Below are 21,946 nucleotides of genomic sequence, written 5' to 3' on the forward strand. Positions count from 1 at the left end.
CGATATAGGCGCAGTGGCGGGATTCTCCAATGCGAAAAAGCGAACAAATGGTAAACATCATGCGTTTCTGCGGCACGCGTCGAAAAAGAGATGCAGCGTCAGGCCCATCAAGAAGGCCGCACCGGCCAGTACAGGCAAGCTGACATAGCCCCATTGTGCGAGGGCGAGCGCCATCACCGGGGTGCCCAACGTATTGCCAAGATTACCCATTTGCGCCATAGCCCCGTTCGCCTGGGCCTGTGTCTCCGGTGTGGTATTCAGCTGTGCGACGGAAGCAAAGCTGCTGCCCTGAATCAGCCCCATCGCGGCCGCCAGCGCGAGGCATGCGGCCGGTGAAGCGGGCGACGCCCAGAGCCAGAAAACCGCCAATGCCGAAAATCCGAACCCGAAAATAACAACCTCGACGGCGCGGAAAAGTCGCAGCAGCCCCACGCCAAGTGTCATGGAGACGGCAATGCTGACCAATGGCATTGCGCCCATCACGGCACCACGAATCTGATCGGGCAAGTAGGGTGGCAGGACCGTCAGGATGGAGACGAAACAGAACGTGTAGAAAAGCCAGCCGATCGCGGGTGCTGCAATCGAGGGAGAGCGGTAGATGATTGCGTGGGTGCGCAATATGACGCGCACGGACATGGGCGGGCTGTTGTTTCGGTCTGGCAACGCCACCAGGCGCGGTGCGAGATACAGCGCGAAGGCGGCCATATAGACCGCATGCGCCGCAAACAGTGTAGGCAATCCTGCGAAAATGGCCAACGGCCTGCCGCCCCACGCCATCACTGCGAACGCCACCCCGAAAAACGTCCCCCAAAGCGTCAAAGCCAGCCCGCGCTGGCGGTCGGTTGCGATCTGCGCGATCAGGGTGGGCGCTGCGACCACAATGGCAAGGTGAGAAACCCCTTCGATCAGGCGCAGACCCAGCATCACCGGCAACGGGGGCAACAACGCTTGCACGGCAGAGAGAATGGCACCGAGCCACAGTGCGCTCAGCAGCGCACGCCGGTAGCGGATCCGTGCCACGAGCAGTGCCGCCACAACGCCCAGCACGATGCCTACCATACCGACGGCAGACACCAGCCAGCCCAGAAGCACCCCGCCATCGGGATAGGCCGCGCCGAGAAGGTCGTAGATGACGGAAATTTTCGCGTATTGCCCCGCCGCGCCCAGTCCTGCGCCCCAAAGCGCAAAGATCAGCGGCCAAGAGCCCCGCATCAGCTTCGGACAGCCATCGCCCAGGCGCACACAGGCATGTCGGGATCGTTTTCGATGTCGTCCGTGGCCTCGTCATATTCGGGTGGCCAGGACTGTTCCAGATTGCGCTGCGCCACATGGCGATTGCCCCATTGGAAGGACTGAACCATATCTTCCTCGAAACCACACTCGACGAGAAGGTTCTTAAGGCCGCGCGCCGACCAGCGCGAATTGTCCATCGGGGCCGCATGGAACGGCACAAAGAACGGCACCGCGACCCAGAAGGTGCCGCCTTTCTTGAGCATCTGGCGCACGTGTCTGGTCGCGGTATAGGGCCTGTCGAGGTGTTCCCACACCTGATTGGCCATGATCAGATCAAATTTGCGCGGCTTGCCCGTCTGTGGATCAATGTAGGGACCGGCGCAGATATCATGCTCCGGATAGCGGAACTGCTCGTAGCTTTTGAAGTCGAACTGCTCGCCATAATTCCCTGAAATCTCAGCGACTTTCAATCGCTGAGGTTTCATCTCCTGGATCATTCGGCGCGACGCGGGACCCATGACAACTCGGTTCAGACTACCCATGGCTGAACTATGTCAGCAGCTCCCGTTCCCGTCCAGTGGCCGCAACGCCGACGACGTATGCGTCACATATGGATCACGCGCCCGTAGGCATCCAGCACGGATTCGTGCATCATTTCCGACAGCGTCGGATGCGGAAAGACAGTGTTCATCAGGTCCTCTTCGGTGGTTTCCAACTGGCGACCCACGACATACCCCTGAATAAGCTCGGTCACTTCGGCGCCAATCATATGCGCGCCTAACAGTTCGCCGGTTTTCGCATCGAATATGGTTTTGACCATGCCGCTTTCCTCACCCAGCGCAATGGCCTTGCCATTGCCGATGAACGGGAAGCGCCCGACCTTGATCTCGAACCCCAGCTCCTTTGCCTTGGCTTCGGTATAGCCAACGGATGCGACCTGTGGATAGCAATAGGTACAGCCCGCAATGCTTTCCGGCTTGACCGGATGGGCATGATTGCCCGCGATCAATTCGGCCACCATGACACCTTCGTGGCTGGCCTTGTGGGCAAGCCATGGCGCCCCCGCAATATCCCCGATCGCGTACAGACCATCGACGCCTGTGCGGCAGTATTCATCGGTCACGACATGCGTGCGGTCGATCTTAACGCCCAGATCTTCGAGGCCGAGGTTTTCCACGTTGCCAACAATCCCCACAGCACTGATAACGGTATCGAATTCAAGTTTCTCCACCTTGCCGCCTACCTCGATGTGGGCAGTGACCTTATCTTGGGCGCGGTCGAGCTTCTTGACCATCGCCTTTTGCATGATCTTCATGCCCTGCTTTTCGAAGGCTTTCCTGGCAAAGGCGGAAATCTCCGCATCTTCGACCGGAAGGACACGGTCCATTACCTCGACGACGGTGGTTTCCGCACCCAAAGTATTGTAAAAGCTTGCAAATTCGATACCGATAGCGCCGGACCCGATCACAAGCAGCTTTTTCGGCATATGCGGCGGTTGCAGCGCGTGCCGGTAGGTCCAGACCAGCTTTCCATCCGCTGCCAGCCCGGGTAATTCGCGCGCCCGCGCGCCGGTCGCCAGAACGATGTCATTGGCCGCCAAGGCTTCGGTTGCCTTGTCCGTCTTGACGCTGACCTTGCCTTTTGCCGTGATCCTGGCCTCCCCCATCACCACGGCGATCTTGTTCTTTTTCATCAGATGCCCGATGCCGCCCGACAGTTGACCGGCGATCTTGCGCGACCGCTTGACGACCGCATCGAGATCGTAGTCGACCCCTTCCGCCTTCAGCCCGAACTCCTTTGCCCTCTGCATGAGGTGGAAAACTTCCGAGGTCCGCAGCATCGCCTTGGTCGGGATACACCCCCAATTCAGACATATGCCGCCAAGATTTTCCCGTTCGACGATGCAGACTTTTTTGCCCAACTGTGCCGCCCGGATGGCCGCGACGTATCCGCCCGGCCCTGCACCGATCACGATCAGGTCATAGTTAGTTTCGGCCATTGGCGCACCTCGCGGTAAGTGTCGGGCAAATATGGTTTAGCATTAAACCATATTCCGAGGCTCAGCAATGGGGGCCCGCCTCATCAGCGTTGCTTGCGAAACCAGCCGATGCATAGACCGACAGCGCCCAAAAGCGTGGTGAAGTACCCCACCGGGATCAGCCATGCAATTCCGTCTCCGGGACCGGTTTCCGCAGGTACCGACGGCGCCAGAGTGACGATTGCCACGCCCGCCAAAAGAACCGCGACTGAAAGCCATAACAAGACACGACCAGACATATTTTTCTCCTTCTCACTTTAGGAAGAAACGCCCTTTCGCAGCATCTGTTCCGTACCTCAGGCGGCGTGCGCCTGCTGCAACTCGCGCAAGGTGTGCCCGTAGGCGCCTTTTTCGGCATAAGCGATTTCAGAACGGGTATCCGTGCGCCCCAGCGCTTCATTGCGATACGGGAAGCGTCCGAATTCGCGAATAACCTCGCGGTGCGCCTGCGCGTGCAGCAGGTTTCCGCCTTCCGGCATCCGCTCGACCAGCAAACGCACACACCGGTCCTGATCGCACAGATTTTCCGAATGCATCAGCGGCAGGTAAAAGAACTGTCGCGCCGGCGCGTTTATTTTCAGGTCCCAGCCCTTGAAGATCGCGGATTTGGCGACAGCAAGCGCATGGGCATCAAACGCAAAAGCCTCTGCGCTTCCGCGATACATGTTGCGGGGGAACTGGTCTGTCAGGATCAGATAGGCCAGCGTGCCGGACGGATAGGTCAACCACATGCCAAGCCCGCCGTCGCGCACGGCGTCCAATGCCCCGGCGAAAGTCTCGCGTATTTCCGCGTCCAGGGCGTCGTCCACCGCATACCAGCCGTCGGGTCCGACCTTGTCCAGCCAGAATTCCAGTACTGTCTCAGGACCTACCATGCTCGCACTCCTTCTCTTTGTGCGCGTATTTACCCAAGGTTAACCGGTTTGGAGGTGCTTTGAACACACACGTTTTGCAACAAACGGACATGTTTAGCGCAATCAATGCCCTGATCTGTTTAATTGTTTCCCATAGGCAGCGGTGATTTGCCGGTCATGACGCCTCACTGACATTTTTATCGTCGTCGGGCGCGTGCTCGCTCGCGTATTCCTGCGCGATCTCGAGTGCCACAGGTGTGGCCGACGCATAGATCGGCACGTAACTGCCGGTTTCTTCCACCGGCACCGCATCGCGACGGGTGGAGCGGTAGGCCGCATAGACCACCAACGCGACGAAAAGGATCGCGGTAAAGAGGTAAAAACCGCCCGGCCCCAGCGTCGTTCCCATCATCCAACCGGTGATCACGGGCCCGGCAATCGCGCCAAGGCCGTTGATGAAGATCAGCCCGCCGGACGCCGCCGCCATATCGTCACGGTCCAGAAAGTCGTTCGTGTGTGCGATAAGCAGCGAGTAAAGCGGGTTCGACATACCGCCGACGACGAAGGCCGATGCAAGCAGCAAAGGGAATACATGGCCCATCACCATGCCCAGAATAGACCCGCCCGCACCGATGGCCGAGACGATAACGATCAGACCGCGACGGTCCATGCGGTCGGAAATCCAGCCGATCGGATATTGCAGAATAATCGCGCCAACAAAGAAGGTGGCGACGAACGTTGAAATCTGGGGGACGCTCAGCCCCGCCTCGGCGCCGTAGACCGACGCCATGCCGAACTGGGCCGAAAACACCCCGCCCAACAGGAACATGCCGACACAACCCAGCGGCGAGAAACCGGCCAAGGCGCGCAGGCTCATCGGTTTGGTGCTGTCGAACGCCGGTGTCGGGCTGATCGAGAGCAGAATCGGCGTCACCGCGACGCTCACCAGAACCGATGGAATGACAAACAGGACAAATCCCCCCGGATCAGCCACCAGAAGAAGGCCCTGAGCGATGACGATGCCCGCCGTTTGCACGATCATGTAAAGCGACAGCGCCTGGCCCCGGTTGTCGTTCGTCGCCGCATTGTTGAGCCAGCTTTCCGCCGTGACATAGACCGCCGAGAAGCAAAAGCCTATCAGCACCCGACCGATCGACCAGATGACGATGTTGGGAAACGTCGGATAGAGAATCATGACTGCCGAGATCAGCGAGGCCAATGCCGCGAAGACGCGTACATGGCCGACCCGGCGAATCATGCCGGGTGCCAAACGCGATCCGCCGAGAAAGCCCACGAAATACGCCGACATCACGATGGACATTGCAAAGGTATCAAAGCCTTCGATACCGCCACGGATGCCGAGCAATGTACCTTGCATGCCGTTTCCAACCATCAGCAGGCACATCCCCAACAGGAGTGCCCACGCGCTTGTAAGGACCTGAAACATATCGCCTACCTCTAATCTCTTGCCAGCCTTACCGGTGCCGCGCACCGCCTGTCGGGTTCACTTGCGACAGTTTCGGACGCTAGCGCGCCGGTATCAGCAGAGACGCGTCTCCGTAAGAGAAAAAACGATACTTATTCGTGATCGCGTGCGCATAAATCCCGCGCAGCCGGTCCTGCCCCATCAGCGCCGAGACAAGCATCATCAGTGTGGAGCGCGGCAGGTGGAAATTTGTCATCAATGCATCCGTCACGCGAAACTGGAATCCCGGCGTGATGAAGATGTCGGTGTCGCCTTCCCAAGCGGTAATCGTGCCGCCGCGTGCCGCCGTCTCAACCAGCCGCAACGCCGTGGTTCCCACCGGGATAACCCGTCCGCCGGCTGCTTTGGTCTGCGCGATCTCGGCGGCGGCCTGCGCGCTTACCTGACCCCATTCGCTGTGCATCTTGTGATCGGCGACGTCGTCCACCTTGACCGGAAGAAAGGTACCGGCACCGACGTGCAGGGTGACATAGGTGATCTCGACACCCATCCGTGACACCTGCTCCAACAACGGCAGATCGAAATGAAGCGAGGCTGTGGGGGCTGCGACCGCTCCCTTGTTCCTGGCCCAAACGGTCTGGTAATCGGTGTGATCGCGCGCATCCGCAGCCCGTTTCGCGGCAATATACGGCGGCAGCGGCATGGCCCCTGCGGCGTTAAGCGCCGTGTCGAAATCATCGCCCGTCAGGTTGAATTCCAGAAACGCCTGGCCATCCGCCGTGTCCTTCAGGGTCGCACAAAGCGCGTCGGAGAACACGATCCGTTCGCCGATCTTCAGCTTGCGCAGCGGTTTGACCAGCGCCGACCACACCCCGGCCTGTGCCTGCGGCTCCAGCAGCGTCACCTCGATCCGGGCGGCCACGGGGCCCTGCCCGCTCTCGCGGTGGCGCAGGCCCGACAGACGCGCGGGAATAACGCGGGTGTCGTTCAGCACGAGCCGGTCGCCCGCGCGCAGCCAGTCGGGCAGATCACGGAAATGCGCGTCGTGGGTCGCGTCCCCGTCGGCGATCAGCATACGCGCGGCAGAACGCGGTTGCGCGGGACGCACAGCAATCAGGTCTTCGGGCAGGTCGAAATCGAATTCACTGAGTTTCATGCAGCCGCATCTAGCGACCTTCGAACCCGCGCACAACGGGGCTTGGCGATGCTTTTTCGGCAGGCGTCCGAGCGTCGCCCGTGCCGCCGTCTACCTGCGGCAATTCGGTCGGCGGCGCACGGAAAATATCGCGTAGCCCTCCCGGCATCAGTGCCGAGAGGGGATTCACCGAGACGTCGGGCGATTTCGCATCGCCCCGTAGCACGTAGTTAAAACCGATCAGCCCTTCTCCCTTGCGGGTCAGCAAGGAGCCGATGCCGTTGAGCAGATAAACCGGCGTGATCACCCCCTGCATCGCAATCTGACCCGTATCCGTCGCATATACGCCGTCCATCGACAGGCCGAGCGACGCACCGACGGCGCTGGCACTGGTGAGGGTCATCCGGTTCGGCGTCAGCCGGAACGCGGCCTCGACTTCGGTGAAATAGATGCCGTCGCCGTTCATCTCATTAACCAGCCCCACGACGGAAATCGCGTTGACCAGCGCCGCCATCGCCGGCGCATCCTTGACTGACAAGCCGTCGATCTTGAGCCTGCCGTCGAAGGCGCCGCCGCTGCCCACCGGGACCAAGGTGAGATCCAGCGCGCCACCGACCGCCTGCTGCAACACGCCCGCAGAGCGCAACAGACCGCCCGCGTCCTGCGAAAGCACGCGCACGGCGCTGCGGCCATTGCGCGGCACGACGGTCCCGCGAATCGCCGTCCCCCCGTTGAGCTGCGCCTGAAACGGCCCCGAAAGACCGCCCTGGGTAGAAAATGTGCCTGAAAGCCCGGCCACCCAGATCGTTTCCGAGATCTGAAGCCGGTCAAGTTGCACCTCGATTGGGGGACCCGCCGGTCCAGAAGCTCCGCCGCCCGATCCGAATTGCGCACGGCGAAGGTCCAACGTGCCGCCGCGAATTGCGACCTGCGGCGTGCGCCCCGCGCCGCGCCCGATCAGATCAACCGGCACATCCAGCCAACCGCCCAGTCGCAACCGGTCCAGCCGCAGCCGTTCGAGGCCGCCACCGTTCGCCGCCAGCGTCACACTGCCCTGCGCGTCGAGACCGGCGGCGGCAAGTGACAGGCGCGGCACGGTGGGGGTGGCCCCCAGGATCACGTCAAGATCGAGCGTTCCAGCCGTTGCCGCAGCTTTGCGCCATCCCAACTGCGGCACATTCAACGCGAGCCCCCGAAGATCCGATCGCAGCGACATGCGCGGGGGCTGCCCTTTTTCGAGTGCTATGGAGATCTGTGCCTCAGCAGTCCCCGAAACGGTGCCGGACGGCAGCGCCACGTTGAAAGCGTCCAACGCCCGTGGCGAGAGGGTGGCCGTTGCGCTCAGCGTGCTCTTGGTGCTTCCAGCGCCGATGGGTTGGCGCCAGCTCGCGTCGAACGACACTCCGTCAAGGGTCCCTGCGCCTGCAATTTCAACCCCTTCGTTGTTCGCGGTGACGGCCAGCCGGGGGCTGCGCAGCGCGCGACCCTTGATGAGCGTGTCGCTTTGCACATCGGTGATTACGGCTGTCGCATCGAAAACCACGTCTTTTGGGTCTCCGCCCCGCCGCAGCGGAAACGCGAGCGTTCCGGCCATATCCACCTGCCCGTCGGCCAGCGCCACTGGCAGGCCCGCGCGCCGCATCACCTGCATCGGGGGTTGGTCCAGCGCCCAAAGCGCCGACGTGACGTCCGAGCGCACGTTCAGCCGCACCACGGCGGGCGCGCCGTCTTTTACGGTGGTATCGGGAATGATGAACGCGGTGCGGTCGATAGTCAGCACGCCGCCCTCGGGCGTTGTCATCCGGCCCGCGTCCAGCGATATGACGAAACGGTTCGCATCAAGGCTGCCGCGACCCTGTGCTTGCGTGATCGGCGGCAAGGTCTTCAACGCCTTCACCGTCGCGTCCTCGAACCCGAAGGATAGAAAACTGCGCGGTGCCTCACCAGGCAAAAGCCGCAACGCGAAATCGGCATCGCTGATCCGCCCGCCGGTCAGGTTCTCTCCCAGCCACTTTCGGGTCTTCAACTTGACCTGTTCGGGCCACAGATCGAGGATGCGGTCGTAACCGATACTTTCTGCACGCGCATCCAGCGCCAGTTTCCAACCCTCCGGTTCGGCCGAAAGCTTGCCCATGGCACGACTGGTCCGGCCTTGATCGGTGATCTCAAGCCGGCCGAGTTCAAGCACGAAGGGAGAGAGGCGCAAGCTGAAATCCATGCTGGCGCGGTCAAGTTTGACGGGTTGCGGGTAGAGATCGGCTGGATTGGCGCTGAGCTCGGTGATGTCGAACTGGCCGACGAGTTGCTCCAACGTTCCGGCGCTCAGCCCCGTGAGCGTCGCCGTGCCTTCGGCGCGGGCCGTGATCCACGGGCTTTGCACCGACAGCTCATCGAACCGCAGCACGCCTTCTGCGGGGTCATAGGAAAAATAGCTGCGCGCGGCGTCGAAAGGGATTGGACGGGTCTGGTCCGTGGGCTGCACCGATCCCTTCGCGATCTGAAGCGTCGCGTAGAGCGGTGCAAGCGTGCCGTCGGGCCGCACGCCCGCACGCACGGCACCCGAGATCGGCGCACGCAGAACACCGAGCCATCCGAAGGCGGGGCTTTGCAAAGCGATGTCGGCAGCGGACATGTTGTCGAGAGTCACACCGAACTGAGCCTCTGGCGTCCCGATCACGCTGTTGAAATTGGCCGCGAGCGTCGTGACGCCCGGCCCCTCGCCCAACAGCGCCAGATCGGCATCGACCGACAGGGTGTCACCATTGCGCGTCGCGATCAGGCGCCCGCCATCCAGGGTAAACGCGCGCTGCACCCGTCTGTCGATGAATTGCAGGGTCAGCCCGCGCAGCTCGGCACGGTCCAGACCGGAAAGCCCCGGCTGCGACAGCAGCGCGTCGATCTGGTCGACGGCATCACCGGGTGTCTCGAACCGCAACCCACCCGCGCTTGAGAATTCGGATTGCAGCGCAAAACTGCCGTCGCTCTCGCGCAACAGTGTGGCGAAGACGCCGGTCATCGTGATTTCGCTGGGCGCGATCCTGCCCCCCAGCAGTGCGGACATTGAGAACTTGGCCTTGCTTTCCGAGAACCGCACGATCTCTTCTCCGCCCAACGTGCGCACGGACACGTCACGCAGGCGGATCTGCGGTCGCCAGCCCTCCTCCACCAGCAGGCGCAATTCACCGAATGTCACCCGCGCCTGCGGCAGATCCTCGGCCAGCCGCGCCTCGATCCGCGCTTCGATCCAGTCCGGTGCCACAAGCGGGCGTTCATAGATAAAATAGATGCCCGCGACGATCAGAACCGTGACCAGCACACCCATCGTCCATACCGCGTAGGCCGCACCGTGCAGCAGCAAGAACCGCTTGCGCTTGCGTCGCGGAACCGGGGGCCGCGTCTCTTCTGGGGGGGCGGGGTCGGTCATCGCGCGGGGGTCACTCAAAAAGCCGGTACAGATACGCTGGGCGGGGGTTGGACTTTGCCCCCCTCACCCTACTATGACAGAGGCCGACAGGCGGTCCAAGGCCGCGCCCCTCACATTAAGAGTAGTCTGATGCCCGAGATATCCCAACCCGCTCCCGATTTCACGTTGCCCGTTACCGGTGGCGGCTCTGTCACGCTGTCGGACCTGCCAGGCGCGCCGGTGGTTTTGTATTTCTACCCGCGTGACGACACGCCGGGTTGCACCAGGGAAAGCGTGGGATTTTCCGACCGGCTGGCGGAGTTCGATGCCGCAGGCGTCAAGGTGTTCGGGATCTCGCGTGACACGATGGCCAAACACGACCGTTTCGCCGCCAAGCACGCGCTCGACGTGCCGCTCTTGTCTGACGAGGAAGGTTCGGTGACGCAAGACTACGGTGTCTGGGTCGAGAAGAACATGTACGGCAAAAAGTCGATGGGAATTGAACGGGCCACCTATCTGATCGACGATCAGGGAAATGTTGCGCGGATCTGGCGCAAGGTCAAAGTGGACGGGCATGTCGATGAAGTGCTTGAAGCGGCGCGCGCGCTGTGATCGCGCTGGCCCAGATGGCGGAAGCGGTGCTGCGCACGGCGGATGGCCGCGAAAAGACTGCCCTGTCGCACGATTTTGCCGCGCAGTGGCGCAGTGCCCGCGCGGACGGCGGGATGCCCGAGATCGGGCGCGCCGATCCGCCGCTGCATCCCGCGCGGCCCGCCGCGCCGCAACTGCTCAGCCCGCGCGATGTGCCGCGCCGGCGTCCGGGTACGCCAGAGGGGCGCATCGCGTTGCTGCATGCAGTCGCGCATATCGAGCTCAACGCCGTCGATCTGCACTGGGACATCATCGCCCGGTTTACCGATACGAAGATGCCCATCGGTTTTTACGATGACTGGGTCAAGGCGGCGGACGAGGAATCCAAACATTTCAACCTGATGTGTGACTGCCTTGAAGCGGCGGGCAGCTTTTACGGTGCTTTGCCCGCCCATGCGGGCATGTGGCGGGCGGCCGAAGACACGGTCGATGACTTCATGGGCCGGCTTGCCGTGGTACCGATGGTTCTGGAGGCGCGCGGGCTGGATGTGACACCCGGTATGATCGAAGTGTTCAAACGTGCGAAAGACGCAGGCGCCATCGCGGCGCTTGAGACGATCTATGCGGAGGAAGTCCACCACGTCGCGTACGGGTCAAAGTGGTTTCATTTTCTGTGCGGTCGCCACGAGCTTGACCCGACTGAGAAATTCCACGCCCTCGTGAGACAGTATTTTCACGGCCAGCTCAAGCCACCGTTCAACGAGGAAAAGCGTGCCGAGGCGGGGATTCCGCCGGATTTTTACTGGCCCTTGGCCGACAGCAGGTAAAGAAGGTGCGCCAAGGCCCTGACATCGGCGGATTTTTGCCCATTTGCATCATTTTTCGGCAACGAATCGTCCGGTGCGTCTCCGAGGGTTGCCCGATGAGTTCCCCCTAGATATTGCAATATTCCTAACAGAGGCATGCGGGACACATGTTTCTGTCAGAGGACCAAGGGGATATAATAGACGTGCGAACACAGCTCGCGATTAAAACTCATGCCATTCTGGAAAAATACTTCCCGGAACGCCGCGTATTTCTCAAATCAGACAACGATACCCGATTTATCCGTCTGCGACCCGCGACACAGCTGGTCGCCTTTGCCGGATCGGCAGCATTGGTCGCCTGGGCAATCATCGCCACCGCGATCGTGCTGATGGACAGCATCGGCGCAGGGAATTTCCGCGAACAGGCGAAACGCGATCAACGCACCTATCAGGCCCGGCTGAACGATCTGAGCGCACAGCGCGACGGTCGCGCGGAAGAGGCTCTTGCCGCGCAGGAGCGTTTCAACGCAGCCCTCGCCCAGATTTCAGTGATGCAGTCCGAACTGCTCAATTCAGAGAACCGCCGCCGGGAGCTTGAGACCGGGATCGACGTGATCCAGACGACCCTGCGCGACACCATGAAGGACCGCGAAGCCGCGCGCACGCAGATCGCGGGCATGATGGACGAAGGTGGCGGCGCCGTTCAGGTCGCGGCCAGTACGGCCCCTGTCGAATTTCTGGCTGACGCGCTGTCGCGCACCGCAGCGGAGCGTGATCAGGTCATCATCGACGCGCAGGATGCGCTGTTGCAGGCTGACGAGCTGACGCAGAAAATTACGCTGATGGAAGAACAGAATGACGCGATCTTTCGCCAGCTCGAAGAAGCGATGACCGTTTCCGTTGCGCCGCTGGACCGCATGTTCCGCGCCGCCGGCATGCCCACGGACCGGATCCTGAACACCGTGCGCAAGGGTTATTCCGGTCAGGGCGGTCCGCTTACACCGCTCAGCTTTACAACACGCGGGGAACAGCCGACGGTGGATACCCTGCGCGCCAATCGACTGCTTAACCAGATGGACAAGCTGAACCTGTACCGCATCGCGGCGGCCAAGGCGCCATTCGCGAATCCCGTGCAGGATTCGTTCCGCTTTACCTCGCAGTTCGGTTTTCGCCGCGACCCCAAGACAGGGGGCCGCCGGATGCACAGCGGCGTCGACTTTGCCGCAGGTATGGGCACGCCTCTCTATGCTACGGCGGACGGTGTTGTGACCCACGCCGGCTGGGGTTCAGGATATGGACGTCTGGTCAAGATTCAGCATGAATTCGGGATCGAAACCCGCTACGCACACATGTCGAAAATGCGTGTGAAAGTCGGGCAAAGAGTGTCGCGCGGTCAGCGGATAGGTGATATGGGTGCATCAGGACGGGTCACCGGCGTGCATCTTCACTACGAAGTGCGTGTGGGCGGGCAACCTGTCAATCCAATGATCTATATCAAGGCAGCAAACGATGTTTTCTAAGAGCAAAATAAACGATCCCGCGCCAAGCTCCGGTGATGCGAACAAGACCGCTTCGCCTGCGTCGCCTTCGACGCCTCCGGCGCCTGCGCAAAAGCAGAATGAATTCAAGGCCAGCGCGCCCAAGGCTAAGCCGCCGGCCTCGGTTCTGTCCGCAGATCTTCATGTTACCGGCAACATGAAAACCACCGGCGACATCCAGGTCGAAGGCACGGTCGAGGGCGACATCCGGGCGCATCTGCTGACCATCGGCGAAACAGCCACGATCAAGGGTGAGGTCGTCGCCGATGATGTGGTGATCAACGGCCGTATCGTCGGCCGGGTGCGCGGTTTGAAAGTGCGCCTGACATCTACCGCGCGTGTCGAGGGTGACATTATCCACAAGACCATCGCGATCGAAAGCGGCGCGCATTTCGAAGGCTCCGTGCAGCGCCAGGACGATCCGCTGAATCCGGGTGCGAAATCCGCACCGGCGCAAAAGCCCAACCCGGCGTCCTGAGCGACCGCATTTTGTTCACGCGAAAGCGCCGCAGGTTCTGTGCGGCGCTTTTTTGTTGCGTTCCGCTGACTGGCGGCAATCAGCGGCGAGACAAAGAAAAAGGCGCACCGCACCGGCGCGCCCTCTCTCATTCGGTTATGGCTGAGTTCAGTCGGTTACGGTCACCGACTTCATGACGTCGGGGGCGCCGACGACCGCACCGTTCGGGCCGGTGCCGCGCTTGATCGCGTCGACCACATCCTGCCCGTCCGTGACCTTGCCGACGACGGTGTATTGACCATTCAAAAACGGCGCTTCATCGAACATGATGAAAAACTGGCTGTTGGCGGAATCGGGGCTTTGCGCCCGTGCCATGCCGATCACACCTTTTTCGAACGGCAGGTCGGAAAATTCGGCCGCGAGGTCCGGCATGTCAGATCCGCCCGTCCCCGCACGGCGCATATCGTTGCCTACACGGCCATGTTCGACATCGCCGGTCTGCGCCATGAAGCCGTCGATCACGCGGTGAAACACGACATCATCGTATGTACCATTCGCCGCCAGCGTGGTGATCCGTTCAACATGCTGCGGCGCTTTTTCCTCGAACAGATCGACGGTAACAGTCCCATTCGCCTCCCCCTCGATCACGATCTCGATGCCGGTGGCCCCCACTGGCAAGGCGAGACATGCGGCACAGACCGCGCCTGTCAGAAGCTTATACATCTGCGGCTACCTTGACGCTGATCATGCGATCGGGGTTGGCCGGTGGCTCGCCCTTGGCGATGTTGTCCACATGGGCCATGCCGTCGATAACCAGACCGTAGACGGTGTATTCCCCGTTCAGGAAATCATTGTCCTTGAAGTTGATGAAGAACTGGCTGTTCGCCGAATTCGGATTGGCGGACCGCGCCGCCCCCAAGGAGCCGCGCGCGTGGGGGATCTTGGAGAACTCTGCGGGCAGATCGGGGTGCTCGGACCCACCTGTACCGGCGCGACCGGGGTTGTAGTCCTTTTCCATGTTGGCGTGCTGGACATCGCCAGTCTGCGCCATGAAACCGGGGATGACGCGGTGGAAGGCAACATTGTCGTAAGCACCTGCGCGGGCAAGCGTCTTCATCCGCTCGACGTGTTTCGGGGCGACGTCGGGCAGCAGTTCGATCGTCACGGTTCCGTCCTTGAGTTCCATCAGAATGGTATTTTCGGGGTCTTTGATCTCGGCCATTGGGCGCTCCTATTATTTTATTACTGTTTACCTAAGGTGCGCGGCAACATTTGCCAAGCGGGTCCATTGACCCTCGGCGATATAACGGCAAAACAGCACCCGGAACCGACGTAACGACAAGGATGGCGGGCATGGGCTGGAAATCACTCGATGATATGGAACTGCGCGACAAGCGTGTGCTGGTACGGGTCGACATCAACGTACCGATGGAGAACGACCGGGTCAGCGACACAACGCGGATCGAGCGGATCGTGCCGACCGTGCGCGACATCCTCGCCAAGGGCGGAAAACCGATGCTGATGGCGCATTTCGGACGCCCCAAGGGCAAGGTGAACCTCGACATGAGCCTGCGGCAGGTGCTTCCCGCGCTGCGCGACGCGCTGGCGTGCTCAGTCGCGTTCATTGAGACGCTCGACGGGGCCGAGAAGATGCCGGTCGAGGCGCAAGGCGCAGATGTGATCTTGCTGGAGAACATCCGATTCTATCCGGGCGAAGAAAAGAACGACCCCGCGTTCGCGGCGCGCATCGCCGCTTTGGGGGATGTCTATTGCAACGATGCGTTTTCCGCGGCGCATCGCGCACATGCATCCACCGAAGGGGTGGCCCACCACCTGCCCTCCTGTGCGGGCAGGCTGATGCAAGCAGAACTGTCGGCCCTCGAAGCGGCGCTGTCTACGCCGGAGCGTCCCGTAGGTGCGGTTGTCGGCGGTGCAAAGGTATCAAGCAAGATCGCGCTGCTTGAGAACCTCGTGAACCGGCTCGATCTGCTGGTGATCGGTGGGGGCATGGCAAACACATTTCTTGCGGCACAAGGCGCAAGACTGGGCGCGTCGCTGAGCGAACCTGATTTCTTCGAAGTCGCGCGGGATATCATGACGCAAGCGGAAGTTGCAGGATGCCGGGTGTTGCTTCCCGTAGACGGGTTGGTCGCGCGGGAATTCAAGGAAGGTGCGGATTACGCGGTTGTACAGCTTGGGGCAGACACGGTTCTCGATCCGGATCAAATGGTGCTGGATGCCGGTCCCGACAGCATCGCGTTGGTCCAATCCGCGTTCGACGGGCTGAAGACCCTGATCTGGAACGGACCGATGGGCGCGTTCGAAATCGCCCCTTTCGATACCGCGACTGTGGCTGCCGCACGTCATGCCGCCGCACGGACCCGCGAGGCTGCGCTGATCTCCGTCGCGGGCGGCGGAGATACGGTGTCTGCCCTGAACCAGGCCGGTGCGGCAGAGGATTTTACATATATCTCAACCGCAGGCGGCGCGTTTCTGGAATGGATGGAGGGCAAGACCCTGCCCGGCGTTGCGGCACTGGGCGGCTAGCCCGGCAGCGAACGATACATGGCGTGCGTACAGTTTTTCCGCCGAAACGAATCGCGGGGGATTCCCATCGCGAATCGCCTGTGCCATAGTGGCATCATCACCCGCAAAGAGGTGGTTCGCGGGCAGCGTTTCATACAGGCATATCGAGGCACATTCATGAGCAGACCGGCATTCGGCCCCCTTCTCTTTTTCGCGATCGCATTTGCGTTGAGCCTCTATTTCACGTTCGCGGCCGTGCAGGGGGACTACGGGCTTTTCCGCCGTGCGGAAATCATCGGTGAAGCGAACGATCTGCGCGCCCAACTGATCGAAGTGCGCGCGGATGTGGCTCGGATGGAAAACTTGACACAGCGGCTGTCGGACGACTATCTCGATCTTGATTTGCTCGATGAACAGGCGCGGCGCGTCCTAGGCATGGTGCGCGCCGACGAGATCGTTATCCGCTGATTTCGCGCAGTGCGAAACGCGGGCGCAGAACCCCTCTCGCCATCCCGTTTCGAATCCGGTAAGCTATAGTTTAACGTTAAACTATTTTGTGGCGCACCGCGCGCCGCACCACCGGGAGGATCGCCATATGGCCGCTAAAAAGCCCAGCGATAAAGCTGCGCCGTCGAATGTCTCTGCCGAAGAGCTCAAGGCGTACTACCGTGACATGCTGCTTATCCGGCGGTTCGAGGAGAAGGCCGGACAGCTTTACGGTATGGGTCTGATCGGCGGTTTCTGCCACCTTTATATCGGTCAGGAAGCTGTTGTCGTGGGACTTGAGGCGACGGCAAAGGATGGCGACAGTCGCATCACGACCTACCGCGATCACGGGCACATGCTGGCCTGCGGCATGGACCCCAACGGCGTCATGGCAGAACTGACCGGCCGGGAAGACGGGTATTCCAAGGGCAAGGGTGGGAGCATGCACATGTTCTCGAAAGAAAAGAAATTCTATGGCGGGCACGGGATCGTGGGGGCAAACGTGCCTTTGGGAGCCGGCATCGCGTTTGCCGACAAATACAAAGGCAACGACAACGTCACCTTCACCTACTTCGGAGACGGGGCAGCCAATCAGGGTCAGGTGTATGAGACGTTCAACATGTCCGCCCTGTGGAAATTGCCGGTGATCTTTGTGATCGAAAACAACCAATACGCGATGGGCACTTCGCAGCAACGCTCGACTTCGAGCGCGGAGATCTGGGAGCGCGGCAAGGCGTTCGGCATCCCCGGCGAGGCGGTCGACGGGATGGACGTGCTGGCGGTGAAATCCGCTGGCGAGACGGCGGTCAAGCACTGCCGTGAGGGCAAGGGTCCCTATATCCTTGAGATCAAGACATACCGCTATCGCGGCCATTCGATGTCGGATCCGGCAAAATACCGCACGCGCGAGGAAGTGCAGAAGATGCGCGACGAGCGTGATCCCATCGAGGCGGTGCGCAACATGCTGCTGACCGGCAAGCACGCCTCGGAGGACGATCTCAAGGCCATCGACAAGGAAATCAAGGCCGTTGTCAACGACAGCGCCGAGTTTGCCAAGGACAGCCCCGAGCCGAGCCTCGATGAGCTTTGGACCGATATCTACGCCACAGAAATCCCGCAGGAGGCTTGATCCATGGCAACTGAAATTCTGATGCCCGCCCTGAGCCCCACGATGGAAGAAGGCACGCTGGCCAAGTGGCTGGTCAAGGAAGGCGATACCGTGTCGTCCGGCGATATCATGGCCGAAATCGAAACCGACAAGGCGACGATGGAGTTCGAGGCCGTGGATGAGGGCACCATCGGCAAGATCCTGATCGAAGCCGGAACCGAGGGCGTGAAGGTCAACACGCCCATTGCCGTCCTGCTTGAAGAAGGCGAAAGCGAGGACGACATCGAAAGCGCCAAGTCCGAGGCAGCCTCCGCCCCTGTCGCCGCCGACAAGGAGCAGTCATCGGAGACCGCACCTGCGGAAAGCAAGACCCATCCCGAGCCTGAGACGGATACATCGCCCGACTGGCCCGAGGGCACGACGCTCAAGCAGCAGACGGTGCGCGAGGCATTGCGCGACGGCATGGCCGAGGAAATGCGGCGGGACGAGACCGTGTTCATCATGGGCGAGGAGGTGGCCGAGTATCAGGGGGCGTACAAGATTACCCAAGGGATGCTGGATGAATTCGGCGCGAAACGCGTGATCGACACGCCAATCACCGAGCACGGCTTTGCCGGGATCGGTGTGGGCGCGGCGTTCGGCGGATTGAAGCCCATCGTCGAATTCATGACCTTCAATTTTGCGATGCAGGCGATCGACCACATCATCAACTCGGCCGCCAAGACGCTGTATATGTCCGGTGGCCAGATGGGCGCGCCGATGGTGTTTCGCGGCCCAAACGGTGCGGCAGCGCGCGTCGGCGCCCAACACAGCCAGGATTATGCCGCGTGGTACATGCAGATCCCCGGTCTGAAAGTCGCAATGCCCTATGCGGCCTCCGACTACAAAGGGCTGATGAAAACCGCGATCCGCGATCCCAACCCAGTGATCTTTCTCGAAAACGAAATCCTCTATGGCCGCTCTTTCGACGTGCCCGAACTGGACGATTACACCGTGCCGTTCGGCAAGGCGCGCATCTGGCGCGAGGGCGACGATGTGACCATCGTGAGCTTTGGCATCGGCATGACCTACGCGCTCGAGGCGGCGGACAAACTGGCCGAGGACGACATCAAGGCCGAAGTGATAGACCTGCGCACCCTGCGTCCGATGGATACCGGCGCGATCCTCAAATCGGTCAAGAAAACCAACCGTCTGGTAACGGTCGAGGAAGGCTGGCCGCAGGGATCCGTGGGCAACTATATCTCTTCGGTGGTGATGCAGGAGGCGTTCGATTACCTTGATGCGCCGGTCATCTGCTGCACCGGCAAGGATGTGCCAATGCCCTATGCCGCGAACCTTGAAAAGCACGCGCTTGTCACCACGCAAGAGGTGATCGAGGCCGTCAAAACAGTCACCTACCGCTAAGAGGCGCGCGAAATGAAAGACAAGTTCGAATTCGACACCGCCCGAGACGCCTATGTCATGACGATCGAGGAAGCCGGCACGCACCACCGTATCTCTGTCCCGCTGGACATGATTGCGGACGAACTGGGGCGAGATGCGGACGAGGCCGCGCATTTCGACTTTTTGCGCGCCAATTTTCCGCAGATCCTACAGGCCTGCATGGCCAAGCAAAGCGGCGGGATCGTGAAGGCTCCGTGGGGCCGTTTGATGATCGAGGAGATCAACTGATGCCAACCGAAATCCTGATGCCCGCCCTCTCTCCGACGATGGAAGAAGGTACTTTGGCCAAATGGCTGGTCAAGGAAGGCGACACTGTATCCTCCGGCGATCTGCTTGCCGAGATCGAGACTGACAAAGCCACGATGGAATTCGAGGCGGTTGATGAAGGCACCATTGGAAAGATCCTGATCGAGGCCGGGACCGAAGGCGTCAAGGTGAACACCGCTATTGCCGTGCTGCTGGAAGAGGGCGAAAGCGCGGATGATATCGGCGATACGTCGGCACCGAAAGAGGACGAGGCGTCCGACCCAGCACCTGCCGAAGCTTCGTCGAAAACCGAACCAGCGGCCGGATACGGGCGTGGCGAAACAGATGCGTCGGACGACACGAAGAAAGCCCCGGCTGCGGGCACGGATGAAAAGGGCGATCGCATTTTCGCGTCACCGCTTGCGCGCCGGATCGCCGCTCAGAAAGGTCTGGATCTGTCCGGGATCAAAGGCTCCGGTCCGCGTAGCCGCATCGTGAAAGCCGATGTAGAGGGGCAAAGCAAATCGGATGTGCCGACGGCGACGGCGCAGGAGGCAAAGGAAGCCAAAGCATCCAGCCCCGCTGCCATGTCGCCGGGTCCGTCCGCCGACGCGGTGGCCAAGATGTACGAAGGCCGCGATTATACCGAAATTAAACTCGACGGGATGCGCAAAACGATTGCCGCCCGCCTGACGGAAGCCAAGCAAACCGTGCCGCATTTCTACTTGCGCCGTGATATCCAGCTTGATGCGCTGATGGCGTTCAGGGCGCAGCTGAACAAGCAACTTGAGCCGCGGGGTGTGAAGCTGTCGGTCAACGATTTCATCATCAAGGCCTGCGCGCTGGCCCTGCAACAGGTGCCAACGGCGAATGCTGTGTGGGCGGGCGACCGGATCTTGCAGCTTACCCCATCTGACGTCGCGGTGGCGGTGGCCATCGACGGTGGGTTGTTCACGCCGGTGCTGCGCGACGCGCACCACAAGTCGCTCTCAACCCTCAGCGCGGAGATGAAGGATCTCGCGGGGCGTGCCCGCGACCGCAAGCTGAGCCCGCAGGAATACCAAGGAGGCAGCTTTGCGATCTCGAACCTTGGCATGTTCGGCATCGACAATTTCGACGCGGTGATCAATCCACCACACGGTGCGATCCTCGCCGTCGGTGCGGGTGTGAAAAAGCCGGTTGTGGGCAAGGATGGCGAGTTGTCCGTCGCGACTGTAATGTCCGTGACCCTGTCGGTCGATCACCGGGTTATCGACGGTGCGCTTGGCGCAGAATTGCTCGGAGCGATCAAGGACAATCTCGAAGCGCCGATGACCATGCTCGCTTGATCACCGTTAAGGTCGCCCCGCGTTGCGTTGCCCAGCAATTACAGGGCAATCTTGCGTAAACAAGACGGCCCCGAAGGTTTCCGTCTGGTCGCATATTCGGTTAATCCAAGTCAGTGCCCCCGGACCGTGGGATAACACTATGATGGGCGCGTTCTATTCGTCCCACGGTCCGAGCATGTGATTCATCGAGATTGCAGGCTGGTCACATCCCGCCTCACCTACGATGCGCGCGGGAATGCCCGCTACGGTCTTGCACGCGGGAACAGAGTCGAGCACGACGGATCCGGCGGCGATACGGCTGCAATGACCGATCGTGATATTGCCAAGCACTTTTGCCCCCGCTCCGATCAGGACGCCATCGCCGATCTTCGGATGCCGGTCCTCTTCTTCCTTGCCGGTCCCGCCAAGGGTCACGGAATGCAGCATCGACACATTGTCACCGACAACGGCGGTTTCGCCGATCACGACAGAGTGGGCGTGGTCGATCATGATACCCTTGCCGATCCGCGCCGCCGGATGGATATCGACACCGAAAATCTCCGACACCCGCATCTGCACGAAATAAGCCAGATCGTATTTCTTTTGAACCCAAAGATAATGCGCAACGCGGTAGGCCTGCACGGCTTGATAGCCCTTGAAATACAGAATCGGTTGCAACAGACGGTGGCAGGCCGGGTCACGCTCGTAGATTGCCAGGAGATCGGCGCGCGCGGCATTCACCAACGATGGATCGTCCGCATAGGCATCATCGACCACCTCACGCACCACCATCATCGACATCTCGTTCGACGACAGCTTTGCCGCCATGCGGTAGCTCAATGCCCTGCCCAGTGAAGGATGATGCAGGATGGTTGCGTGGACGAAGCCACCGATCAGCGGTTCATCGGCCACGGCCGTTTCCGCGTCGTGTTTGATACGCTCCCAAACGGGATCGACGGAGGCAATGTTCGGTTTCGGGTTAGCCATGACTGCAGCTCCTTTTCGCACTTACCTCTTCTATTTAGCACGCGGTCACGAAACGCAAACACGAAGAGCCGCAATTATCGGCCCATAGGTGCCCTGCAGTCAATGGATTGCAGGACCAAGTGATAGCATCCGCGCAAGGATGGATCGTGCGGCGCGCTGTCATCCGCCTGCGCACAAGCAAGAGCGGCGGCGCGCAGGCTGCCGTCGCCCCACAGCGGATGCAGTTTGCGCAGACGCTTTACGTATTTATCCGCCGCATGTGCACGCATCAGCAGACCGTCGCTAAAGGCACGGCGCGCGGGCGGCGGCACCATCTGCACCGCGCGCGCAGCGTGGTGCAGATCCATCAGACCGATCCGCCG

Annotated in this window: 22 protein-coding genes; 10 read left to right on the plus strand and 12 right to left on the minus strand. The window is 61.0% G+C overall.

Going from position 1 to position 21,946, the window contains the following annotated elements; genetic code table 11:
* Positions 1–57: 57 nt before the first annotated feature.
* The 8 genes from Q1A06_RS05370 to Q1A06_RS05405 form a co-directional block, all read right to left on the minus strand.
* Positions 58–1,212: an MFS transporter gene (locus Q1A06_RS05370; protein ID WP_299559644.1), complete on the minus strand. Its 1,155-nt coding sequence runs from the start codon at positions 1,210–1,212 to the stop codon at positions 58–60.
* The gene (locus tag Q1A06_RS05375; protein WP_366523496.1) at positions 1,212–1,730 is read right to left on the minus strand and encodes a methyltransferase domain-containing protein; all 519 of its coding nucleotides are present in this window, start codon (positions 1,728–1,730) and stop codon (positions 1,212–1,214) included. The genes Q1A06_RS05370 and Q1A06_RS05375 overlap by 1 nt, the downstream gene beginning before the upstream one ends.
* A 107-nt stretch (positions 1,731–1,837) precedes the next feature.
* A complete protein-coding gene (gene lpdA / locus Q1A06_RS05380; protein ID WP_299559650.1) occupies positions 1,838–3,232 on the minus strand; it encodes a dihydrolipoyl dehydrogenase in 1,395 nt (464 codons plus the stop codon).
* 83 nt (positions 3,233–3,315) lie between these two features.
* A complete protein-coding gene (locus tag Q1A06_RS05385; RefSeq protein WP_299559653.1) occupies positions 3,316–3,510 on the minus strand; it encodes a hypothetical protein in 195 nt (64 codons plus the stop codon).
* Between the two features lie 57 nt (positions 3,511–3,567).
* Positions 3,568–4,146: a DUF924 family protein gene (locus Q1A06_RS05390; RefSeq protein WP_299559656.1), complete on the minus strand. Its 579-nt coding sequence runs from the start codon at positions 4,144–4,146 to the stop codon at positions 3,568–3,570.
* Between the two features lie 154 nt (positions 4,147–4,300).
* On the minus strand, positions 4,301–5,572 hold the full coding sequence (locus Q1A06_RS05395; RefSeq protein ID WP_299559659.1) for an MFS transporter: 1,272 nt from the start codon (positions 5,570–5,572) through the stop codon (positions 4,301–4,303).
* Positions 5,573–5,651: 79 nt separating this feature from the next.
* Positions 5,652–6,707 (minus strand): tRNA preQ1(34) S-adenosylmethionine ribosyltransferase-isomerase QueA, encoded by a 1,056-nt coding sequence (queA, locus tag Q1A06_RS05400; protein WP_299559662.1) that lies wholly within the window; start codon positions 6,705–6,707, stop codon positions 5,652–5,654.
* Positions 6,708–6,717: 10 nt separating this feature from the next.
* Positions 6,718–10,110, minus strand: a complete 3,393-nt coding sequence (locus Q1A06_RS05405) for a DUF3971 domain-containing protein (RefSeq protein WP_299559665.1) — start codon at positions 10,108–10,110, stop codon at positions 6,718–6,720.
* A 129-nt stretch (positions 10,111–10,239) separates the two neighbouring features.
* On the opposite strand from Q1A06_RS05405, the gene Q1A06_RS05410 reads away from it, so the two are divergent.
* The 4 genes from Q1A06_RS05410 (at position 10,240) to Q1A06_RS05425 (ending at position 13,502) form a co-directional block, all read left to right on the plus strand.
* Positions 10,240–10,701 carry a peroxiredoxin gene (locus tag Q1A06_RS05410; RefSeq protein ID WP_299559668.1) on the plus strand — a complete coding sequence of 154 codons (462 nt, stop codon included), beginning with the start codon at positions 10,240–10,242 and terminating at the stop codon, positions 10,699–10,701.
* A complete protein-coding gene (locus tag Q1A06_RS05415; protein ID WP_299559671.1) occupies positions 10,698–11,507 on the plus strand; it encodes a ferritin-like domain-containing protein in 810 nt (269 codons plus the stop codon). Before Q1A06_RS05410 ends, Q1A06_RS05415 begins: the two co-directional genes overlap by 4 nt.
* A gap of 182 nt (positions 11,508–11,689) precedes the next feature.
* A complete protein-coding gene (locus tag Q1A06_RS05420) occupies positions 11,690–13,006 on the plus strand; it encodes a M23 family metallopeptidase (protein WP_299559674.1) in 1,317 nt (438 codons plus the stop codon).
* Positions 12,996–13,502, plus strand: coding sequence for a polymer-forming cytoskeletal protein (locus Q1A06_RS05425; RefSeq protein WP_299559677.1), 507 nt, complete (start codon positions 12,996–12,998; stop codon positions 13,500–13,502). Before Q1A06_RS05420 ends, Q1A06_RS05425 begins: the two co-directional genes overlap by 11 nt.
* A gap of 147 nt (positions 13,503–13,649) precedes the next feature.
* Here Q1A06_RS05425 and Q1A06_RS05430 read toward each other — a convergent pair whose 3' ends face one another.
* Both Q1A06_RS05430 and Q1A06_RS05435 read right to left on the minus strand, forming a co-directional pair.
* Positions 13,650–14,204, minus strand: coding sequence for a peptidylprolyl isomerase (locus Q1A06_RS05430; protein ID WP_299559680.1), 555 nt, complete (start codon positions 14,202–14,204; stop codon positions 13,650–13,652).
* The gene (locus Q1A06_RS05435; RefSeq protein ID WP_299559683.1) at positions 14,197–14,703 is read right to left on the minus strand and encodes a peptidylprolyl isomerase; all 507 of its coding nucleotides are present in this window, start codon (positions 14,701–14,703) and stop codon (positions 14,197–14,199) included. Before Q1A06_RS05435 ends, Q1A06_RS05430 begins: the two co-directional genes overlap by 8 nt.
* A gap of 131 nt (positions 14,704–14,834) precedes the next feature.
* Here Q1A06_RS05435 and Q1A06_RS05440 point away from each other — a divergent pair, with 131 nt between their 5' ends.
* From Q1A06_RS05440 to Q1A06_RS05465, 6 genes are all read left to right on the plus strand, one after another.
* Entirely contained in the window at positions 14,835–16,028 is a 1,194-nt protein-coding gene (locus Q1A06_RS05440) for a phosphoglycerate kinase (RefSeq protein ID WP_299559686.1), read from the plus strand.
* 156 nt (positions 16,029–16,184) lie between these two features.
* Positions 16,185–16,475 carry a septum formation initiator family protein gene (locus Q1A06_RS05445; protein ID WP_299559689.1) on the plus strand — a complete coding sequence of 97 codons (291 nt, stop codon included), beginning with the start codon at positions 16,185–16,187 and terminating at the stop codon, positions 16,473–16,475.
* A gap of 127 nt (positions 16,476–16,602) precedes the next feature.
* Positions 16,603–17,622 (plus strand): pyruvate dehydrogenase (acetyl-transferring) E1 component subunit alpha, encoded by a 1,020-nt coding sequence (gene pdhA, locus Q1A06_RS05450; protein WP_299559692.1) that lies wholly within the window; start codon positions 16,603–16,605, stop codon positions 17,620–17,622.
* 3 nt (positions 17,623–17,625) lie between these two features.
* Entirely contained in the window at positions 17,626–19,005 is a 1,380-nt protein-coding gene (locus Q1A06_RS05455) for a pyruvate dehydrogenase complex E1 component subunit beta (RefSeq protein ID WP_299559695.1), read from the plus strand.
* A 12-nt stretch (positions 19,006–19,017) separates the two neighbouring features.
* Positions 19,018–19,272, plus strand: a complete 255-nt coding sequence (locus Q1A06_RS05460) for a hypothetical protein (RefSeq protein ID WP_299559697.1) — start codon at positions 19,018–19,020, stop codon at positions 19,270–19,272.
* A complete protein-coding gene (locus Q1A06_RS05465; RefSeq protein WP_299559700.1) occupies positions 19,272–20,618 on the plus strand; it encodes a pyruvate dehydrogenase complex dihydrolipoamide acetyltransferase in 1,347 nt (448 codons plus the stop codon). The genes Q1A06_RS05460 and Q1A06_RS05465 overlap by 1 nt, the downstream gene beginning before the upstream one ends.
* 153 nt (positions 20,619–20,771) lie before the next feature.
* On the opposite strand, the gene cysE is transcribed toward Q1A06_RS05465, so the two are convergent.
* Positions 20,772–21,584, minus strand: coding sequence for a serine O-acetyltransferase (gene cysE, locus Q1A06_RS05470; RefSeq protein WP_299559704.1), 813 nt, complete (start codon positions 21,582–21,584; stop codon positions 20,772–20,774).
* A 74-nt stretch (positions 21,585–21,658) separates the two neighbouring features.
* Positions 21,659–21,931, minus strand: coding sequence for a hypothetical protein (locus Q1A06_RS05475; protein WP_299559707.1), 273 nt, complete (start codon positions 21,929–21,931; stop codon positions 21,659–21,661).
* Positions 21,932–21,946 lie beyond the last annotated feature (15 nt).

It is taken from the genome of uncultured Sulfitobacter sp., from assembly GCF_947497275.1.
Taxonomy (GTDB): domain Bacteria; phylum Pseudomonadota; class Alphaproteobacteria; order Rhodobacterales; family Rhodobacteraceae; genus Sulfitobacter.

Bases quoted from the DNA above. Each gene is read 5' to 3' on its own strand.
- Q1A06_RS05395 (WP_299559659.1), bottom strand. From the start codon at position 5,572: ATGTTTCAGGTCCTTACAAGCGCGTGGGCACTCCTGTTGGGGATGTGC.
- Q1A06_RS05390 (WP_299559656.1), bottom strand. From the start codon at position 4,146: ATGGTAGGTCCTGAGACAGTACTGGAATTCTGGCTGGACAAGGTCGGA.
- cysE (WP_299559704.1), bottom strand. From the start codon at position 21,584: ATGGCTAACCCGAAACCGAACATTGCCTCCGTCGATCCCGTTTGGGAG.
- Q1A06_RS05445 (WP_299559689.1), top strand. From the start codon at position 16,185: ATGAGCAGACCGGCATTCGGCCCCCTTCTCTTTTTCGCGATCGCATTT.
- lpdA (WP_299559650.1), bottom strand. From the start codon at position 3,232: ATGGCCGAAACTAACTATGACCTGATCGTGATCGGTGCAGGGCCGGGC.
- Q1A06_RS05460 (WP_299559697.1), top strand. From the start codon at position 19,018: ATGAAAGACAAGTTCGAATTCGACACCGCCCGAGACGCCTATGTCATG.
- Q1A06_RS05410 (WP_299559668.1), top strand. From the start codon at position 10,240: ATGCCCGAGATATCCCAACCCGCTCCCGATTTCACGTTGCCCGTTACC.
- Q1A06_RS05440 (WP_299559686.1), top strand. From the start codon at position 14,835: ATGGGCTGGAAATCACTCGATGATATGGAACTGCGCGACAAGCGTGTG.
- Q1A06_RS05455 (WP_299559695.1), top strand. From the start codon at position 17,626: ATGGCAACTGAAATTCTGATGCCCGCCCTGAGCCCCACGATGGAAGAA.
- Q1A06_RS05435 (WP_299559683.1), bottom strand. From the start codon at position 14,703: ATGGCCGAGATCAAAGACCCCGAAAATACCATTCTGATGGAACTCAAG.
- Q1A06_RS05405 (WP_299559665.1), bottom strand. From the start codon at position 10,110: ATGACCGACCCCGCCCCCCCAGAAGAGACGCGGCCCCCGGTTCCGCGA.
- queA (WP_299559662.1), bottom strand. From the start codon at position 6,707: ATGAAACTCAGTGAATTCGATTTCGACCTGCCCGAAGACCTGATTGCT.
- pdhA (WP_299559692.1), top strand. From the start codon at position 16,603: ATGGCCGCTAAAAAGCCCAGCGATAAAGCTGCGCCGTCGAATGTCTCT.
- Q1A06_RS05370 (WP_299559644.1), bottom strand. From the start codon at position 1,212: ATGCGGGGCTCTTGGCCGCTGATCTTTGCGCTTTGGGGCGCAGGACTG.
- Q1A06_RS05430 (WP_299559680.1), bottom strand. From the start codon at position 14,204: ATGTATAAGCTTCTGACAGGCGCGGTCTGTGCCGCATGTCTCGCCTTG.
- Q1A06_RS05375 (WP_366523496.1), bottom strand. From the start codon at position 1,730: ATGATCCAGGAGATGAAACCTCAGCGATTGAAAGTCGCTGAGATTTCA.
- Q1A06_RS05475 (WP_299559707.1), bottom strand. From the start codon at position 21,931: ATGGATCTGCACCACGCTGCGCGCGCGGTGCAGATGGTGCCGCCGCCC.
- Q1A06_RS05465 (WP_299559700.1), top strand. From the start codon at position 19,272: ATGCCAACCGAAATCCTGATGCCCGCCCTCTCTCCGACGATGGAAGAA.
- Q1A06_RS05385 (WP_299559653.1), bottom strand. From the start codon at position 3,510: ATGTCTGGTCGTGTCTTGTTATGGCTTTCAGTCGCGGTTCTTTTGGCG.
- Q1A06_RS05425 (WP_299559677.1), top strand. From the start codon at position 12,996: ATGTTTTCTAAGAGCAAAATAAACGATCCCGCGCCAAGCTCCGGTGAT.